General features: G+C 44.9%; 14 protein-coding genes and 3 pseudogenes. 4 read left to right on the plus strand and 13 right to left on the minus strand.

The window, feature by feature from the left end:
- Positions 1–29: 29 nt before the first annotated feature.
- Positions 30–173: pseudogene (locus tag G4417_RS17610) on the minus strand (DUF6783 domain-containing protein); the annotation flags it as partial.
- Between G4417_RS17610 and G4417_RS17615 the strand changes: the two are divergent.
- Positions 111–257, plus strand: a complete 147-nt coding sequence (locus tag G4417_RS17615) for a DUF6783 domain-containing protein (protein ID WP_306441521.1) — start codon at positions 111–113, stop codon at positions 255–257. The pseudogene G4417_RS17610 and the gene G4417_RS17615 sit on opposite strands and share 63 nt — an antisense overlap.
- 44 nt (positions 258–301) lie before the next feature.
- On the opposite strand, the gene G4417_RS15265 is transcribed toward G4417_RS17615, so the two are convergent.
- From G4417_RS15265 to G4417_RS15285, 5 genes are all read right to left on the minus strand, one after another.
- On the minus strand, positions 302–499 hold the full coding sequence (locus G4417_RS15265; protein WP_022380942.1) for a small, acid-soluble spore protein, alpha/beta type: 198 nt from the start codon (positions 497–499) through the stop codon (positions 302–304).
- 148 nt (positions 500–647) lie between these two features.
- A complete protein-coding gene (locus G4417_RS15270) occupies positions 648–833 on the minus strand; it encodes a PspC domain-containing protein (RefSeq protein WP_008706626.1) in 186 nt (61 codons plus the stop codon).
- Between the two features lie 132 nt (positions 834–965).
- Positions 966–1,934 carry a DUF4097 family beta strand repeat-containing protein gene (locus G4417_RS15275; RefSeq protein ID WP_243872177.1) on the minus strand — a complete coding sequence of 323 codons (969 nt, stop codon included), beginning with the start codon at positions 1,932–1,934 and terminating at the stop codon, positions 966–968.
- Positions 1,931–2,638, minus strand: a complete 708-nt coding sequence (locus G4417_RS15280; protein ID WP_243872178.1) for a DUF1700 domain-containing protein — start codon at positions 2,636–2,638, stop codon at positions 1,931–1,933. Before G4417_RS15280 ends, G4417_RS15275 begins: the two co-directional genes overlap by 4 nt.
- On the minus strand, positions 2,635–2,955 hold the full coding sequence (locus tag G4417_RS15285; RefSeq protein ID WP_020993548.1) for a PadR family transcriptional regulator: 321 nt from the start codon (positions 2,953–2,955) through the stop codon (positions 2,635–2,637). The genes G4417_RS15280 and G4417_RS15285 overlap by 4 nt, the downstream gene beginning before the upstream one ends.
- Positions 2,956–3,719: 764 nt before the next feature.
- Here G4417_RS15285 and G4417_RS15290 point away from each other — a divergent pair.
- A complete protein-coding gene (locus G4417_RS15290; protein WP_173684088.1) occupies positions 3,720–5,123 on the plus strand; it encodes an RsmF rRNA methyltransferase first C-terminal domain-containing protein in 1,404 nt (467 codons plus the stop codon).
- 54 nt (positions 5,124–5,177) lie between these two features.
- Here G4417_RS15290 and addA read toward each other — a convergent pair whose 3' ends face one another.
- Together addA and G4417_RS15300 are read right to left on the minus strand one after the other, a co-directional pair.
- Positions 5,178–8,987 (minus strand): helicase-exonuclease AddAB subunit AddA, encoded by a 3,810-nt coding sequence (addA, locus tag G4417_RS15295; RefSeq protein ID WP_173684089.1) that lies wholly within the window; start codon positions 8,985–8,987, stop codon positions 5,178–5,180.
- 1 nt (position 8,988) lies between these two features.
- Positions 8,989–12,327, minus strand: a complete 3,339-nt coding sequence (locus tag G4417_RS15300; RefSeq protein ID WP_173684090.1) for a PD-(D/E)XK nuclease family protein — start codon at positions 12,325–12,327, stop codon at positions 8,989–8,991.
- Positions 12,328–12,430: 103 nt separating this feature from the next.
- Here G4417_RS15300 and G4417_RS15305 point away from each other — a divergent pair, with 103 nt between their 5' ends.
- Positions 12,431–12,868 carry a hypothetical protein gene (locus tag G4417_RS15305; RefSeq protein ID WP_055057270.1) on the plus strand — a complete coding sequence of 146 codons (438 nt, stop codon included), beginning with the start codon at positions 12,431–12,433 and terminating at the stop codon, positions 12,866–12,868.
- A gap of 61 nt (positions 12,869–12,929) precedes the next feature.
- Here the strand turns inward: G4417_RS15305 and G4417_RS15310 are convergent, their stop codons facing one another.
- The 3 genes and pseudogenes from G4417_RS15310 to G4417_RS17620 form a co-directional block, all read right to left on the minus strand.
- Entirely contained in the window at positions 12,930–14,846 is a 1,917-nt protein-coding gene (locus G4417_RS15310) for an NAD(+) synthase (protein ID WP_118338619.1), read from the minus strand.
- 58 nt (positions 14,847–14,904) lie between these two features.
- The gene (gene hslO, locus G4417_RS15315; RefSeq protein ID WP_008706643.1) at positions 14,905–15,783 is read right to left on the minus strand and encodes an Hsp33 family molecular chaperone HslO; all 879 of its coding nucleotides are present in this window, start codon (positions 15,781–15,783) and stop codon (positions 14,905–14,907) included.
- A 36-nt stretch (positions 15,784–15,819) separates the two neighbouring features.
- A pseudogene (locus G4417_RS17620) lies at positions 15,820–15,936 on the minus strand (DUF6783 domain-containing protein); the annotation flags it as partial.
- Here G4417_RS17620 and G4417_RS17625 point away from each other — a divergent pair.
- Positions 15,895–16,017 (plus strand): annotated as a pseudogene (locus G4417_RS17625) (DUF6783 domain-containing protein). The pseudogenes G4417_RS17620 and G4417_RS17625 sit on opposite strands and share 42 nt — an antisense overlap.
- Positions 16,018–16,067: 50 nt before the next feature.
- Here G4417_RS17625 and G4417_RS15320 read toward each other — a convergent pair.
- Together G4417_RS15320 and G4417_RS15325 are read right to left on the minus strand one after the other, a co-directional pair.
- A complete protein-coding gene (locus tag G4417_RS15320) occupies positions 16,068–16,880 on the minus strand; it encodes a class I SAM-dependent DNA methyltransferase (protein WP_173684091.1) in 813 nt (270 codons plus the stop codon).
- Positions 16,881–17,051: 171 nt separating this feature from the next.
- Positions 17,052–18,200, minus strand: coding sequence for a hypothetical protein (locus tag G4417_RS15325; RefSeq protein ID WP_173684092.1), 1,149 nt, complete (start codon positions 18,198–18,200; stop codon positions 17,052–17,054).
- Between the last annotated feature and the right edge of the window lie 338 nt (positions 18,201–18,538).

Genomic DNA, 18,538 nt, shown 5'->3' on the forward strand with positions numbered 1-18,538 from the left:
TATAAAACTCAACATATACTTATATGATTTTATAATTTATATTTAACTGTTAATTCCATCCCATATTTCTTAGCTACTCCAGAGCGTGTCTGAAAAAGGCTTTCTGCAAGATGTGCGTCACAATTTGTGGGAGATTTTGTTCGAATAAGGGCGTCATAGCGGACTACGACAACCGAATTCGGACAAAATATACCACAAAATGGGGCGTGCATCTTGTGAGAATGATTTTTCAAACACGTTCTAATACCTGTTCTTAATTTTACAGCATCATCGTCCGAAGAACAAGCTTATTCCATATCATTTATTTTTTCAATTTCTCTTTTTTTCGTTTCGTCATCAGCCCTCCAATCCTTCCGGTCTCTTTCGCAGACAGACTTTTCCATCCATCACTCAATACCCTGTCCAGCAGTCCCATTTCCTCTGCAATTTCATACTTCATTCTGACCTCCGGTAATAATTCTCCATCAAGATAAGCTTTTATTTCCTTCTCTTTATCCAAAACAGCCCACACTCCTTTTCTTTGGAGTATGGGCTGTTTTCTTAATTTTTATACTGTATTTCATTCAAACGGATATTCGCAATCCGCTTCGCTGCCTGCCTGATTCGGTCAAACTTCTGTCTATTGCAGATTGGATTCTGAGATTCTATTATCTTTTGGGAATAATAATTGCCGCAATGATATATGCCCAGATTCCCGCACCTCCAAAGCAGGTAAGGATCACCCATGCCAGACGCACCAACGTAGGGTCAATATCAAAATATTCTGCGATTCCTCCACATACACCGCAAAGCATACTGTTTTCTGATGATTTGTATAAACGTTTGTCACCCATGTTCCATTTCCTCCTTAAACCCAGATTAGTCAAGCAGATAAAATCATCCGCTTCGCTACTTACTCTACACCGAATAACTTCCTGATTCGGTTAAATACCACTTTTATTTCTGCACGTCAGAGTATATGCTCTTCAGAATATCTGCAAATCTCTGTGCTCTTTCCCGGAGAAATCTACTGATATATTTCCCATACCGCACTCCAGATCCAGTTTCCTGTCTGCGCCTTTATTGGAAATGGTTTTCTCCCGTCCAAGTCCACTGTAGGAATCAGAACCTACATCCAGATTTCCCACTCCACATTCCAGATCATAATTATAATCCTCCTGCGTACCGGTCAGTGTCAGATCCAGTTCACCCAGACCACATTCTCCATCTGTCTTCCTGGCGCTCAGATCTGCAAATGTCATACTTCCGGTTCCGATTTCCAGATCTGCCTCCCTTGCAGTCACCGGATTCTTACTTTCAAATTCCCCGGCTCCCATCTCCACACTCAGCTTCTCTGTCTCAATATCTCTGTTCAGATAAACAGTACCTGCACCCATCTCAATCTCCAGCTCCTGAAGCTTAACATCTTCCGGATAGGAGATACACACCTTTCTGTTTTTAGACAGTTTTTTCGTGCTTCTGACCTTAAGAGTATCCGAACTCTCCTTCACTGTCACATTCTTCCCACTGTCATCATAAACTCTGACACAGAAACTGTCGCCCTCTTCCAGAATCAGCTCATCGTACTTCAGCTCTATATCCAGCTTTGTGGGCTGATACTTCAACTGATATACAGTGCCATCTTCCTCATTCTCATCAACAGCGCGGGCATAATCCTCACTGTCGTCACAGTCGTCGCTGTCGTCATAATCATCGCTGTCATAGTCATCGCTGTCATCATAATCATAATCGTCATAATCATCATCGTCATCATAATCATCGCTGTCATCATAATCATAATCCCCGTCTGCCACCAGAAGCACCCTTTTCAGGCTTTTCACCCCTGTCAGTTCCGACATACTGGCTCCCATAACACCACCGGCAGCTGTCAGCCCGATTCCCACAGCACCAAAAATCCCCGCTGCGATCAACATTCCTTTTGTAAACTTCTTCATTTAACCTCCTCCTTTCTCTTTCTGTAAAGCAACCTGTTAAAAAAGTCGGTAATCTTCCGAAACCACTTCGGCACAATACGTACTGCGACACTGATCAGCCCCAATACCATAAGGATTGCCAGAGCAATCATAAGACATCCAATTCCTATTGTCATGATCCCGGTTCCGATCATTACAGTCAAAAGCCCTGCTCCAGCCACAACAGCTGCAAGCCCGCCAACCAGTAAAGCCACAGCGCCTATACCCAATCCAACGATCAGCCAGAACGGAAGCAGTAAGATTCCAACTGCAAATGTCAGAATCCCACCAACAGCCCCCTTAACAAAAGGAGAAATAAAAACCAGCAGGATCACCGCAAGGATCAGCACCGCCTGATTCCCCTTTCTGAAAAAACGCTTCCCTGTTCCCGACTCTTCTCCATATTTCTCAGGCATCTGTCCTCTCTCTTTAGTCCGGGCATCCTCATAGCCATGCTCCGTATATTCTCCATACTCATAGCCTCCTGCCGAACCTTTCAGATCCGCCTTGATGATCGCTGCAACCTTCTCTGGACTTCCAAGTTCCCTGAGCACCGAAGCTTCATTCTCAGCTCCTGCATCATCGAAATAACTATTATAAAAATCAAGGGCATCCTGCCTCTCTGTCTCGGAAATATCAGCAAGCAGCTTCTCCAGCTCCTGCATAAACTGCGCCCTGTCCATCATCCTATTCCTCCCTCAAACATCCCGCTTATCTTGGATGCATAAATTTTCCATTCAGCTTTATAAAACTCCAGCTGCGCAGCACCTCTGTCCGTCAGCTTATAATAACGCCGGTTACGTCCTGCATACGCCATATCGTAAACCTCCAGACAATCATCCTTCTGCAGCCTCCTGAGCACCGGATACAAAGTAGACTCCGAAACATCCAGAACTCCACGCACATCCTGCGTGATCTTATACCCGTAAGTCCCTTCCTTCTCCTTAGAAACAACCGCCAGAACAACCGCATCCAGAAGCGCAGCACCCGTATTAAAAACCATATGCTCACTCCCTCGTTTCAATTATGTTCTGTACAGACAGCATCATCTCTGCAATCCAGCCTTAGAGCGTGTCTGAAAAATGCTCCAGACTATACCAAAGGTAAACGCCATTTCACATCTGATACATTTATTCCATCCTGTTCACATACTATACAGAACATCAATATTGTTTTGTTAACGATATTATATGATGTATAATATGATTTTGTCAATACTATTTAGCAAAAATCATTTATACTTTATAATCATATTGATACCTTTACCGAAAATACCTCCTTAACGTCTTCCGGTTCACTATAGCGATCCTCATAAATAATGCATTTAAAAGCATTGCTATATATCAATTTCTTATTTCATAAATTACTGCAAACAATCCAGTCCATCATAGAATGAAGTCCTGCTGAACTGTCTTGATTGCATTATTTTATGGCATTGCTATAGTATTTCATAAACTTAATATTCCATAAACCTCACGTTATACTACAGTTATTTTCAGTAAACAGCGCAGGAAAATATATCTGTCTGAGTGCATTTGCAGGCATCTTAGATCTTCTTAGCCGGTAGAAATCTGCGTTATGGAGAAAAATCGCAACCTGTCTGAGCGAAGCCTGCAGCGGAGCGAGTTTTGCATTTTTCTCCATGCTTTTAGCAGATTTTTACCGACTTAGAAGATCTTAGATGCCGAAACCGCACTCAGACAGATATATTTTCCTGCGCGTCCCCCACCCACCAATCAAAACTACAGCAAAGGAAACCAACCCATTATGAACGAAAATACAACACCCCTCCCCCCCGCATTCCTCACCCGAATGGAGAAAATGCTCGGCAACGAATACCCCGCCTTCCTCTCCAGCTTCAATGCCCCCCGAACCTACGGCCTGCGCATAAACACCTCCAAGATCACCTGCGAAGACTTCGAAAACCTGTCTCCATTTCCAACCCGTCAGATCCCATGGATCAAAAACGGCTACTTCTACGATGAAGACATCCGTCCTTCCAGATGCCCATACTACCAGGCCGGCCTCTACTACCTTCAGGAACCCAGCGCCATGACCCCCGCCTCCCGCATCCCCATCGAGCCGGGTGACAGAGTCCTGGACCTCTGCGCAGCCCCGGGCGGCAAGGCAACTGCAGCAGGCGCAGCACTTCAGGGACAGGGACTTCTGGTAGCAAACGATATCAGCACATCCCGCGCCAGAGCTCTCCTTCGCAACCTGGAACTCTTCGGCATCCCAAATGTCTTCGTAGCAAACGAAACACCCGCAAAGTTAACCAAAGCATTCCCCGAATTCTTCGACAAGATCATCCTGGATGCTCCATGCTCCGGAGAAGGAATGTTCCGTAAGGAAGAAGCACTTGCCAAAGACTGGACTCCCGAAAAATCCATGGAGCTTTCCGAAATCCAGAAAGAACTTATCCTCCAGGCAGCCGATATGCTCCGTCCCGGCGGACTGATGCTTTACTCTACCTGCACATTCGCGCCTGCAGAAGACGAACAAACTGTTTCCCATCTTCTGGAAAACCGTCCTGACATGGAACTGGCAGAAATGGAAGATTATGAAGGCTTCTCCCATGGAGTTCCTGAATGGGGAAACGGAAATCCTGAGCTTATCAAATGCATCCGGATTTTTCCACACAAAATGAATGGAGAGGGACACTTCCTTGCGCTCTTCCGTAAAAAAGGACAGGCCATCAAGGAAAGCTCCCGTCCTCACACAAAACCGGACAAAAACGCATTTCCACTGATTGAGGAATTTCTGAACGAAATCGGTCTGAAAACCCTCTGCGGCCAGCCATTTGACTGGGAACGTGTGGAAATCCGCGGTGATAAAGCCTACTATCTTCCCCCGGTTGCCCACAACTTCCGCGGCATCACCTTCTTAAGAAACGGTCTCTATCTCGGTGACCTGAAGAAAAACCGCTTCGAGCCGTCTCAGCCACTTGCACTGGCGATCCGCAAAAATGAAGCAGAAGCAGTCATCTCTCTCTCCGCTTCTGACGAAAGGATCACCAGATATTTAAAGGGCGAAACCTTAAATATCGAACCCGAAGAAGCAGCTCACAAAAAAGGCTGGCATCTCCTCTGTGCAGATGGATATCCCATTGGCTTCGGTAAACTGGTCAACCAGATCCTGAAAAACAAATATCCGGCAGGGTGGCGCGTATAACACGCGCTTATCCCTGCCGGATATTTGAATTCACAATAATAATATTTATTCCGCTTACAGCAATATCTCTTTCTGCAATGTAAACGAATAAATGATCTTTTCCTTCACTCTTTTCCCTGTCATCCGCTCCAATGCCCGGGCATAATCCTCAAGCTGCACATGATACAGATCGATCAGCTTCTGTTCCTGTCCTCTCTTCACTCTATCCGTTTTATAGTCCACAAGAACAATCTCTTCCTCTTCCATAAAATAGGCATCGATAATTCCCTGCACCAGCACTGTTTCGTTCTTCCAACCATCATCGAGCATAGAAGCATTTCTCTGGATCACAAAAGGCTGTTCTCTGTAAAGATGTTTTTTCATGGCAGCTTTCTTCATCCTCTGCCCCAGCCCGGACTCCACAAATCTCCTGATATCCCGGATCCGGATACATTCCGCTTCCTGCTCTGTCATTTTCTGGCTCTCCAGAAGTCTCTTTAACTGAGCCCGAAGCTGTTCCTCTGTATCTGTTTCTGCATAATCCAGACATTCCATTACTCTGTGGTAAGCAGTACCTCTGGCAGCCCCCTTATACTCTTCCTGCTTCTCTGCCATAAATGCGGGAACCGGCGCTTCCTGTTCTTCCTCCTGCTCTTCGGCAGACACACTGATATTCTCTTCCAGTTCACTTTCATCATGCCAGCTTCTCTTTTTCAGATCCGAAACACTGACTTTAACCGGAATATCTTCCAGATATTTATACGGATATACAAAGGAAAATCTCTTCTCTATCTCTTCCTTCACAGCCTCATCATACACTTTATTTTCATCCCAGTTCTTCAGATATTCCTCCTGCATCTGGTTTCCTGCCTGGATGAGAACTGCTTTTTCTGTCATCTGACGGACAGTGATCTTTTTTATCACAAACTCAGAGATATCATCGTAAATCCCCGGCTGTTTCTTCATGAGGATTCCATATTCCCACAGAAGTTCACTCATGGCCCGATGCCGCACCAGTGCAGGCAGTACAAAAGCCCAGTAATTCTTTGCTTTCATTCTGGTTCCCAGTGGGAGCAGTTCTTCTTCCTCATCCAGAAAACGCGACAGCGACAGCATCTGCTTTTCCAGCTTTCCGACTGTTCCTGTAAGGATCAGTTTCTCTTTTGCTCTTGTCATGGCAACGTAAAGTACCCTCAGTTCCTCTCCCAGACTCTCTTTCAGAAGCTGTCTTCTGATCACCTGCTTATTCAGCGAAGATGCGATCACCCGTTTCTCCGGTATGATAGCATCAGCCCCTATTCCCAGTTCCGGATGAAGCAAAAGACCTGCATTCATATCCTGAAAATTAAACTGTTTTCCCATACCGGCCACAAATACTACCGGAAATTCAAGTCCCTTACTCTTGTGGATCGTCATGATCTCCACTGCGGTATTGCCCGCTCCTGTCAGATTGACTTCTCCATAGTCTACCTGATATGCCTGTAGCTGTTCGATATAACGAACAAAGTTAAACAGACCCCTGTAGCTTGTCTTCTCGTAGTCCATAGCTTTCTCCACAAGCATGGTAAGATTTGCAAAACGCTGCTCCCCTCCCGGAAGTGCCCTTGCATAATCTCCATACCCGGTTTCTTTCAGCACATAAAGGATCAATTCGTGGACCGGCGTATATGCAGCCATATTTCTTACCTTTTCAAGTAGACTCAGAAATCCTTTTAATTTAATATTCAGAGAGTTCTTTTCATCTGTTCGCAGATTACTGTTTAACAATTCAGATTTCAGCTTATCCGGATCCAGTTCTTTTTCGGGGATTTCATTTTCTCCTGCATATGCCGAAACACTCTCATAGAGCAGACCATCAGGATACTGTATTCTAAGCTCTGCCAGTTCCTGTGAAGTGCATCCGACGATCGGTGAACGAAGCACTCCCATAAGCGGAATATCCTGCAGCGGATTGTCACACACCTTCAGATAATTCAATACAGTCACAATCTCGGTTGCAGAGAAATATCCGGTTCTTGATGTACAATATACGGGAATCCCCTGAGATGCCAGCACTTCCCTGAAGGTTTCTGCCCATCCATAGGCAGTGCGCAGCAGGATTACAATATCCCCGTATTCCACAGGCCGGTATTCCTTCGTCTCTTTATCTACGATATGTTCTTTTCCCACAATTTCTTTAATTCTCTGTGCAATGGCTAGCGCCTCCAGTTCCTGCCCGGTCTGATTTTCCATTTCCCTGCGGTTTCCCGATGCACCTGCGTCTTCATAGTCCTGTACATCAGACAGTTCTTCTCCGTCTCTCTCGACCAGAAGAACCTCTGTCTTTACAAATTCCTCTGACTCTCCTTCCGGAAAAGAAGCTCCGGGATAAAGGGCTGCATCTTTGTCATAGGTAATCCCTCCTAGGTCTTCCCCCATGATCTGTCGGAAAATAAAGTTTACACTCTCCAGAACCTGTTCCCTGCTCCGGAAATTTTTGTGCAGGTCAATTCTCTGCTCCTGTGCTTCTTCTGTGGAATAACTTTTATATTTTTCCATGAAAAGCTCCGGCCTTGCCAGACGGAAACGATAGATACTCTGCTTTACATCTCCTACCATGAAGATATTTTTCTTCTGGTTGATCCACCCGGATACTGCTGTTGTCAGAAGCTCCTGCACTAAGTTACTGTCCTGATATTCATCCACCAGGACTTCATCATACTTTGCGGAAAGCTCTCTCGCAGCCTGAGACATATGGATTTCTTCCCCTTCTTTCGTCATCAGTATCTGCAGGGCAAAATGTTCCATATCCGTAAAATCCAGAATATTCTTTTCTCTCTTCGCCTCTCCGAACTGTTTTTTAAATCGTGCCGTCAACTCAACTAACATCTCTATTGGGCCTCTGATATATCTGATCACTTCCAGAAGTTCTTTCTCTGCACTCTGGAAATATCGCTGCCCCAGTTCCTTCAGAATCCCCTTTTCCTCATCCCGAAGATCTTTCACTCTCTGCTTCTTCTGTTCATCTACATCCGCAGCCTTCTTTGTGCTCAGCCGGGCAAATGAGGGTTTCATAAGTATTTCTGCAGTTCCATTATAATCTCTTTTCTTTGCCAGTTCCTGCAGACTTCTTATAAGAAGAAGATCACTGCTCAGTGCCTCATCATACAGATACGGACCATCCGGCTCTGAGCAGATTCTTCGAGCCTCCTGCACCAGAAGCTTCGCTTCCTGCAGTTCATCCTTCACTGCATCCCAGAGCATCCTCATCCACTCAGTCTCTCTTAACTCTTCCAGGGAATCAATCCTGTAATCATCCATACACCCGGACAGCCATTCCTGCGGAAAAGGATTGCTCATAGCCATTTCATATAATTTCTGTATCAGGTTTCCCAGATTTTCATCTGACTTTCCTGTTGCAAAGCATTCCACGAATTTCTGAAACTTTTCATCTTTTTTGGCATAATATTCTTCAAGCAGTGCTTTCACAACATCTCCTCGCAGAAGCTTCAGTTCCCCCTCATCTGCCGTCCGATATCCCGGATCCAGTCCGATCAGATGAAAGTAATTCCGGATAATATAGGCACAGAAACCATCAATAGTTGTAATCTGTGCAGTATGAAGCAGGGTTGTCTGTCTCTGCAGATGCTCATTATCGGGATCCTCACAGAGTGCTTTTTCAATAGCTGCCGAGATCCTCTCTTTCATTTCACCTGCTGCCGCTCTTGTAAATGTCATGATCAGCAGTCTATCAATATCCACAGGGTGTTCTTTATCTGTTATCTTACTCAGGATACGTTCTACCAGTACTGCCGTTTTTCCGGACCCGGCTGCCGCACTGACCAGAATATTTCTGTCCCGCAGCCGTATAACCTCCTGCTGCTCCTTTGTCCACTGTACGCCCATCTTATTCTGCCTCCCTGTCAAATGCTTTCCATAATTCCTCATCAGAGAAGTTTTTCAGTCTGCGGAATTCATATCCTGACAGCCTGCGGTCAAATCCGCATACCGTCATATACGGACAATAAGTACACGCATTCTTTTTTCCGAGCTCATAGGGAGAAACCTCTGCATCTCCCTCCAGAATAGAACTTCTTATCTTCTCAATCTTCGTCCTTACATACCGTCCAAGCACTGCGAACTGTGTTCTGTCTGCCACAGAAGAATTTTTGCGAAAGCTTCCGTCCTTATTAAATGCGACAGGAATGGAGCCAAGACTGCTGTCCATCCTGTACACAAGCTCCGGATCTGCCTGAACCAGCCCATTCATCTTCAGTTCTTTCATAAGACCTGCACTGACTGCTTCCACATCCGCATCTATCTTCTCCTGAATCATAGGATCCTTGATATTGTAATAAAAAACTCCCGCAGGAATAATCTCCTTATCCGGATATTTCTTCTGCTCTACACGCAGAGCACCATCCAGATAGATCATCAGCTGTAACTGCAGGCCATGATACAGATAAACCAGGTCAAAGGATGTATTTCCGGTTTTATAATCAATCACCTTCACATACACCTTATTCTGATCTTCCATAATATCTACTCTGTCAATCCGTCCTCCCCCGAAGGTTACCTCAAAGCCTTCCGGCTGAAATTCTCCCTGTTCCAGCTGTTTCTGAAGTGCCCATACCGTCCTTCTGAGGATTCTCCTTGTTCTCTCGATCATATATTCATTTCTGGCACTGCTTTTGAGCACCGTGTTTCCATAATCTGCCACAATATTATCCAGACACCGGTCCGCAATCTCATTCCGTTCCTGTTCTGTCAGCTCTGTCCATTTCATGCCTCTTTTTCGCACTTCTTCTGCAAAGCTTTCCAGTGCTTCATGCATAACATTTCCCATATCCATAGGTTTAAACTCATATTCCACACGCTCGGTAAGCTTCATTCCATACTGAAGGAAATGTGCAAATGCACAGGCTGCAAAACGTTCCAGTCTGGTAGCACTGTAAGGTGAAACCTCTCCGTATAATGCCTTCGCCACACTCTGGCTGATAATGTCCTCTGGTTTTCCGGCAAAAGCCGACTGTACCAGCTTCTGTACTCTGCTTCTGTATTCCGTATTCCGCAGATACCAGCTATAAAGCTCTCCAAACATTGCATCCGTCTCATCTGCCTGCTCCAGAATATCCTCATGTTCTTTCTCTGTCTCCTGTACCAACTTCTCCAGAAACAGATCAATCCCAGCTTCCGGATTTTCCGGATAACAATAGGAATTTTCAATTTCCAGCTTCGGATACAGACTGCGTATACTCCCGATCAGATATGCCGGACTTATGCCTTCTCCTTTTGCATTGGTATCACTATAGGAGAGGATCAGCTTTTCTCCCGGTTTCGTCATATTCAGATACAGATAAAACCTCTGCATATTCATCAGTTCTTTAGGCCCCGGTGCCAGTTCCACTCCCTGCTCCTGGAAGAAATCCCTGTCAAGCTCTGATAAGATTCCGCCTGTCTGTGTGCTCTTTGGGATATTTCCCTCATTCACGCCAACAAAGAACAACGCCTTAATCTCCTTTAAGCGGGATCGTTCCATATCACCCACCATTACCTGATCTATGCTCGGCGGAATCAGCGCTACTTTTGCCTGAGAAAGTCCTGATTCCAGAAGCTGTCGGAACTCCTGTCTGTTTACCGTTTCTTCGCCAAGAATCTCAACCATCTTATCCAGCAGGTCCATCACAATTCCATAAATCTGGTTATATTCTTTTTCCATTGCTTTATCGCCTGACTCTTTAAACTTTCGCTCCTGTCGTTTCAGTTTCTGCCAGACATTGCTTTTTTGGATAAACTCACAGAGAATCCGGCAGTACTCTTCCACTGTCTTCTTCCCGGAACCAAATCCCTGTGCAAGTTCCCTTACTTCTTCCGCAAAGATTTCTCTGATCTCATTCAGTTCCTGTATCTTCTCCGCTTCCATTCCTCTGTATACACGAACCCATTTTTCAGACCATTTCTTATATCCCCGGATTCCCAGCGCCAGCACGTAATTCTCCAGCTTATCAGCCTGTTCTCTGGTAACTTCTGACATCCCGCATCTGAGATAACGGAAAACACTCTCATAAGGAAATCCCTGTACCGCCATCTCCATGGCAGCGCGCAGATACTCCACAAAAGGATTCATCATTACCGAGTGCTTCTCGTCAATAAAATATGGAATATCTGCCTCCTCAAATACCTGTGCTGCAAGTCTTGCATATTCTTCCAGATTTCCTGTGATCACTGCAATCTCACCATAGCGGTATCCGCAGGTACGCACAAGTTCTGACATCCTTCTGGCAGCCTCCCGCATTTCTTCCAGGGGGGATGGCGCAGTAAATATTTTTATCTCCTGCTGTTCTTCGGCATACACGCCCTTTCTGTAGCGGAAGATATTTTTCTCCAGAAACTGTAAGGCAGGTGCCTGTGCAAACCGGGACTGTCCGGATGGTTTCAGATACACCGGATCCTCCAGATCTCTGGTCAGCCCTGCAAGTGTCCGTATCATCTGCTTGCTCATAAAGAAAAGCTGATAAGGTTTTCCCGGAGAAAAAGCATCCTCCCGTTCGTCCATAGTCACAGTAACACTTATGCGGTCAGCAATGACCAGAAGTTCCCTGAGCACATTGACCTGAATTGGCGTGAATCCGGTAAATCCATCAAAGAGAAATTCCGCTCCCTTAAGTTTCTCGGAAAAAGGAAGCTGTTTAAGCAGGACATCCATCACCTCTTCCCCTGTCATATAATGCCCCTTCAGGAATTCCCTGAATGACTGATAAAGGATTCCCACATCCTTAAGCTTCATTTCAAGTAATGGCTGATCTTTGGCCTTCTCTTTCATTTCTGCCAGATTCTCTTCTCTGATATCATACTGCATAAATTCTGAAACCAGAGACTTCACCTCATCCAGATATCCCGGCTTATTCATCTGACTTCCCAGATAGGCAAGTTCCTTTCTGTGCTGCTGCACCATTTTCTGCAGCACCATGCTTTTTCCCGTATCTTCCAGAACCTTTCTGTTATCTCCGCCGGTTTCTTCAAATACACGGTACGCAAGACGTTCAAAGCTCAGGATGTCAATATTCAGGATTCCTTTTCCCGGGTGCATTTCCACCAGCGTCTTCTGTGTCTGCATGGTAAACTGCTCCGGAACAATAATATAGTAATTTCTCTCCGGGTGTTCCATGGACTCCCGGATTACTCTCTCATATGCAAAATAAGACTTTCCGGCACCGGAACTGCCGATAATAAACTGTAATGACATTCTTCTCTCCTTACTGTCGGTTGCTCACATTCGTTGTTTCAGTATATCATAATTTAAGCACTTCTGTAATAGAATATACAAAACCATCCAGGAGGCGTGTACCATGAGTGCAAAAACAAAAATCATAGTCCTACATATGAAGGAAGTTATATACACCGGCATTTTCCTTCTTCTTGCTGTCATCCTGGCTATTGTACTTTTTTTCATGTTTGGATCCGGTCAGAAAAAAAGTGCCTCAGCCGATGCCAAAAGCCTGTACAAACCGGGAATTTATACTTCCTCCATCGACCTGAATGAAAACACCTTTGACCTGGAAGTAACCGTTGACTCTGACAGGGTAACTTCCATCCGTCTGGTAAATTTAAGCGAAAGCACCGCAGCCATGTTTCCTCTCATGGAACCGGCTCTGGAATCACTGGCCAGCCAGATCTATACCTCCCAGTCGCTGGAAAACATCCAATATTCTGAAGATCAGAAGTATACTTCCATGATTCTTTTGAATGCAATTGAAACAGCACTGAAAAAAGCGGAGAACAACTGATCGTTCTCCGCTTCGCCATGCAAAATCACGCGGATAAAATCCTCCACTCCGCTATGCGATTCTAAATATCCATATTTTCAAGCTGCTCCAGCCATACTCCTGCACTTGCATCACTTGGCATTCTCAGATCACCTCTCGGTGAAACCGCAACGCTTCCCACCTTCGGGCCATCCGGAAGGCAGGAACGTTTAAACTGCTGTGCAAAAAATCTCCAATAGAAGGTTTTCAGCCATTTGAAGATTGTCTCCTTATCATACATTCCTTCAAAAGTCTCACATGCCAGCCTGTAAATTTTCTCCGGTTCAAATCCTGCACGAAGCATATAGTACAGATAGAAATCGTGAAGTTCATAAGGTCCCACCAGATCTTCTGTCTTCTGTGCGATCTTGCCATCCTTAGGCGGCAGAAGCTCCGGACTTACCGGTGTATCCAGAATATCAAGAAGAACCTCTGTCAGCTTCTCATCTTTGCAGGTATCCGCATAATAACGTACAAGATGACGCACCAGAGTTTTCGGCACTGAAGCATTCACGCCGTACATGGACATATGGTCACCATTGTAGGTTGCCCATCCCAGAGCCAGCTCAGACAGATCTCCTGTTCCCACCAGAATCGAGCCATCCTGATTTGCACTGTCCATCAGGATCTGCGTTCTCTCTCTTGCCTGGCTGTTCTCATAAGTCACATCATGCACAGACGGATCATGAGCAATATCCCGGAAATGTACATTTACTGCTTCTTTGATATTGATCTCACTTAAAGTCGCACCCAGACACTCACTTAATTTGCAGGCATTCTGATAAGTTCTGTCTGTGGTTCCAAAGCATGGCATGGTAATACAGTGGATATCCTTTCTGTCCGCGCCGGAAAGGTCAAAGGCTCTTGCGATCACAAGCAGTGCCAGTGTGGAATCCAGACCTCCGGAAAGTCCCACTGTTGCCTTGTGGCAATGGATATGATCCATACGTTTCTTAAGTCCCATTGCCTGGATATTCAGGATTTCATCACAACGCATATCCCTTTCTTCTTTTCGTGAAGGTACAAAAGGATACTGCGAATATTTTCTGGTCAGTTTTGTCTTTTCCACATTCAGATGGAAGCACACTTTAATATGATTACTGTCGTCAGCCGGCTGATAAGTAGTCAGTCTTCTTCTCTCATCGTTCAGCCTCTGCACATCAATCTCACTGTATACAATACCATTGTGGAAACGTTTTCCTTCCGCAAGGATCACTCCATTCTCTGCGATCATATTCTGACCGCCAAAGACCAGATCCTGTGTGGACTCACCTTCTCCTGCATTTGCATATACATATCCGCACACCAGACGTGCAGACTGTCCGGAAACAAGATCTCTGCGGTAGCTGTCCTTTCCGACCATCTCATTGCTGGCTGACAGATTCACGATCAGATTCGCTCCTGCCTGTGCATGGAGAACGCTTGGCGGCAGTGTCACCCATAAATCCTCACAGATCTCTGCAGCTGCCACAAGCTCCGGCTCCTCCTCACAGATAAAAAGAATATCTGTTCCGAAAGGAACTCTCTTTCCCTCAATATCCACATATTCCAGACAGCCAAGACCTGATGCAAAATGGCGCTGCTCATAAAATTCTCCATAGTTTGGAAGATAAGTTTTCGGAACCAGACCAATGATCTCGCCTCTGTTTAAAACTGCTGCCACATTATATAATTTTCCATGATTTCTGAAAGGCACACCTATAAAAACAAGGGCATCCACATCAGCAGTTTCCTTTGTGATCTTCAGCAAAGTTTCCCAGGCGCTGTCGAGAAGACGTCTCTGCAGGAAAAGATCCTGACAGGTATAGCCTGTGATACAAAGCTCCGGAAAAGTCATAACCTTCACATGTTCTTTCTCCATCTCATGGATCAGTCTGATAATCTCACTTCCATTGGCATTGCAGTCTGCAACTGTGATATAAGGTGTTGCGGCTGCTGTTTTGATATAACCGTTTTTCATTTTCTACCTCTTCTTCTCTGTGCTCCGGCAGATCCATCTGTCAGTACATTGGCATCTCTTATTTACATTTACGCAGGATTTCTTTCAGTTCTTCCACTGTAAATTCATAATTCTTATTACAGAAATGGCAGTTCATCTCAATGGACTTACCTTCCTGGATCATTTCATTGAGTTCTTTTCTTCCGATGCTGATCAGGGCTTTCTCCACTCTTTCTCTGCTGCAGTTACAGTAAAATTCCGTAGGAACTTTCTCATTGATCTCCATGTCAAAGCCCTCCAGGACTTTCTCAAGCAGACTCTCAGGAGTATGCCCCTCTTCCAGAAGATTTGTGACAGATGTGATTTTCTGCACATTTTCCTCAAGCTTCGCAATTGTGCTTTCTTCCGCAAACGGCATCAGCTGCACGATAAATCCGCCAGCCTGACGTACTGTATTGTCTTTATTCATAAGAACTCCGAGACCAACTGCTGACGGTACCTGTTCACTTGTAGCAAAATAATAGGTAAGGTCTTCTGCGATCTCACTGGTCTGAAGCGCAACCTGGCCAACATAAGGCTCTTTCAGTCCCATATCCTTGATCACGTTCATAAATCCTACCCCGACAGCACCTGCAACATCCAGTTTGCCCTTGCTGTTTGCCGGGATACATACATCAGGATTTCCCACATATCCCTTTACACGACCTTTGGAATCTGCTGTCACAGTAATTCCTTCCAGAGGACCTCCTGCCTTAATCTGAAGTGTGAGGATGTCCTTATCCCCCTTCATCATGGTACCCATCATGGCACCTGCTGTAAGCAGACGTCCCAGTGCCGCTGTTGCAACCGGGCTTGTATTGTGATCCTGTCTCGCTGTTTCTACTGTTTCTGTAGTAACTGCCGCAAATGCCCGAATCTGATCATTCGCTGCAATTGCTCTGATAATATAATCGTTCATTCGTTTATTACTCCTGTTATTTCTTTCATATTATTTTCATTTTGTCCATGGCTTAACATTAGAGCGTGTCTGAAAAAGGCTTTCTGCAAGATGTGCGTCACAATTTGTGGGATATTTTGCCCGGACGATGGCGCCGTAGTGGGCTACGGCAACTGAATTCGGGTGAAATATCCCGCAAAGTGGGGCGTGCAGATTGCGGGAATGATTTTTCAGACACGCTCTAGGTCAAATTAATAGCAGTCCTCGTAAATAATGCATTAATTAAGAGGCTTGCTATAATCGCATCAATCCGCGCGATGTGTCTCAGGTTTCTCCGGAATCTTTCCATGATATCCGTTCTGTGCACTTTTTCCATGCTCTCTTGCAACAAAAGTCAGACGTTCACAATTCTCATCACCCGGATTATGAGTATACGCATCATAGACTGCCACCAGTTCCATTCCTGCCTTCACAATCATAGCCTTGATTGCTTCTATGGAATATGCTTTCTGTACATGTTCCTCCTCACACTTCTCATACAATCCGTCTTCTCTTGGAAGAAAAAGTGCCAGTTCATATACATTCAGGGCATTTTCCCTGTCATAACTGTTCTCCCAGATAAAACTTCCGTCCTCTCTGTCCTCAGCAATAGTCGTATCACCGATCACATCCTGGTATTTATGGATCGTATTCATATCAAAAATGAACAACCCGCCCGGATCCAGATAATTATTTACCAGCGCAAAAAGATACTCCAGATCTTCCTCGTCCGTCAGATAATTCATACTGTCACAGACACTGATCACAGCACGAACCGTACCATATAACTCAAAATCCTGCATATCCTGCAAAAGATATAGAATATCATGACCGGATTCCGCCCGCTTCTCCATAGCCTCTGCAAGCATCTCCTCAGAATTATCGATACCGATCATATCGTATCCGGCATCTGCAAGCATCTCTGTCACAGTACCTGTTCCACATCCCAGCTCCAGAACCAGACCATCCCTGATCCCGTCCTGAGCCAATGTTTCTATAATATAGTCTGCCCATTCACGATAGTTTACATTATCCATGAAAACATCATAAACACCGGCAAATCTTCCGTATGATTCCATTCATCAGCCCTCATTATCTATCTGTTTTACTGTTCACTCCGTTCACAGCAGCACATATTTTCCCTGCTATTCTACCACAACATCCGTTCTTATGTAAATAACAGGTTGGTCTCTGTCAGCGCAAAAAAGGACGACTGTTTTTTACAGCAGCCGTCCTTTTCAACTTTTCTGTTACTGATTCTTAGGCATATAGCGGACATACGCCGGTTCTCCATGATAGTAATAGTCAACGCCATTCTCATCATAAACGTCCTCACCATTAACAAAATCATAGGTATTTCCGTCATCATCACACCATGTACCGTCACCGTTCGGATAAATTACAAGCGGATATCCGTCGGAGTTTCTGTAAATAGTTCTTGTCTGATCTGTATCATAGTCCGGATCATCTGTTCCTACAGGTGTTCCGTCTGCATAATATCCATTGGAGGAACCATCGTCATAATCATAAGATCCGTCACTGCTGCCATCAGAAGTATAGTCTGAAGAACTGTAATCTGATGAACCATCCGATGAAGTATCACTGTAAGAACCGTCTGTGCCTGCTGAAGAGCTTCCATCTGATGAACTGCCGGATGCTGTTTGGTCTGTACCTGCAGCCGCTGTTCCTGTAGTTCCGGAAGTGCCGTCCGCAGTTGTACCTGCTGTAGTTCCGGAAGTTTTTCCTGTTGCTGCTGCTTTCAGTACAGAATCACCGGAAATAGCGAATGAATCAACAGAAGTCTTGATTCCTGCCAGTGCTTTCTCATCCTTTACAGAACCTGCAACACTGTAAAATTCTGTTGTATTATCTGTGAAATATTTATTTACAACATATTTATAGTCACTCTTGTCAGTGAGGTAATGAACTGTATAGCTGTAAACATTTACACCGCTGACTTCCTCTGATTTATAATCCTGGATCTCAAAATCTGTACCTTCTACAAGATTATCTGCCTTTACAAGTGCAGAGGCTGTATCCTGTGAACTTGGAATGATCGCCACAGACATATCCTCCTCACCGGAACCATGCAGGATCAGGAGTTTGCCCTGTTTCGGTGACTCAAAGCTTAACATATCGTCAGAATCTGATTTATTCGCCCATGTCGCATCCGGAAGTTTAATGGATACTGCTTTGTTCTTAGATGTATAGGTAGTATTCTGGGCATTGGCCGGTGCAGGGGTAGGAGTTGCTTTCGCTACTTTGGTTGGCTCCGGTGTAGGAGTTACCTGTACCACACTTGAATCCTCGTCACTGCCGCCTCCAAAGTTACATGCAGTCATGGAAACAGATAATACAGCTGTTAAGGCCAATAACATTAGTACTCTTTTATTTTTCATAATATCCTCCTTAGAATAGATATATAGTCTTCAGGTAATATTTGATATCAGGTCAGGAGAGGAAGCCTCTCTCTGACATTATTATAACTGTTCCGTACTTTATAAAATAGGGTGTCAGGGACAAAAGGTATTTTGCCACTGACATTATATATTTTACAGTTTCATTACATAGATGTCAATGTCGATTTCTCAGCCTTCTGCGTTTTACATAGTCTGTCATAACGCCATTTTTCTGCTTCATCATACCATTTATCTCTTTTCCTCTGTAACTGAGAGATTACTTGTTACTGTTCACACACCACTATCCCGCGAGGTGTTTTGGCATGAATATGCCAAAA

The organism is Blautia wexlerae, assembly GCF_013300825.1.
GTDB classification, from domain to species: domain Bacteria; phylum Bacillota; class Clostridia; order Lachnospirales; family Lachnospiraceae; genus Blautia_A; species Blautia_A wexlerae_B.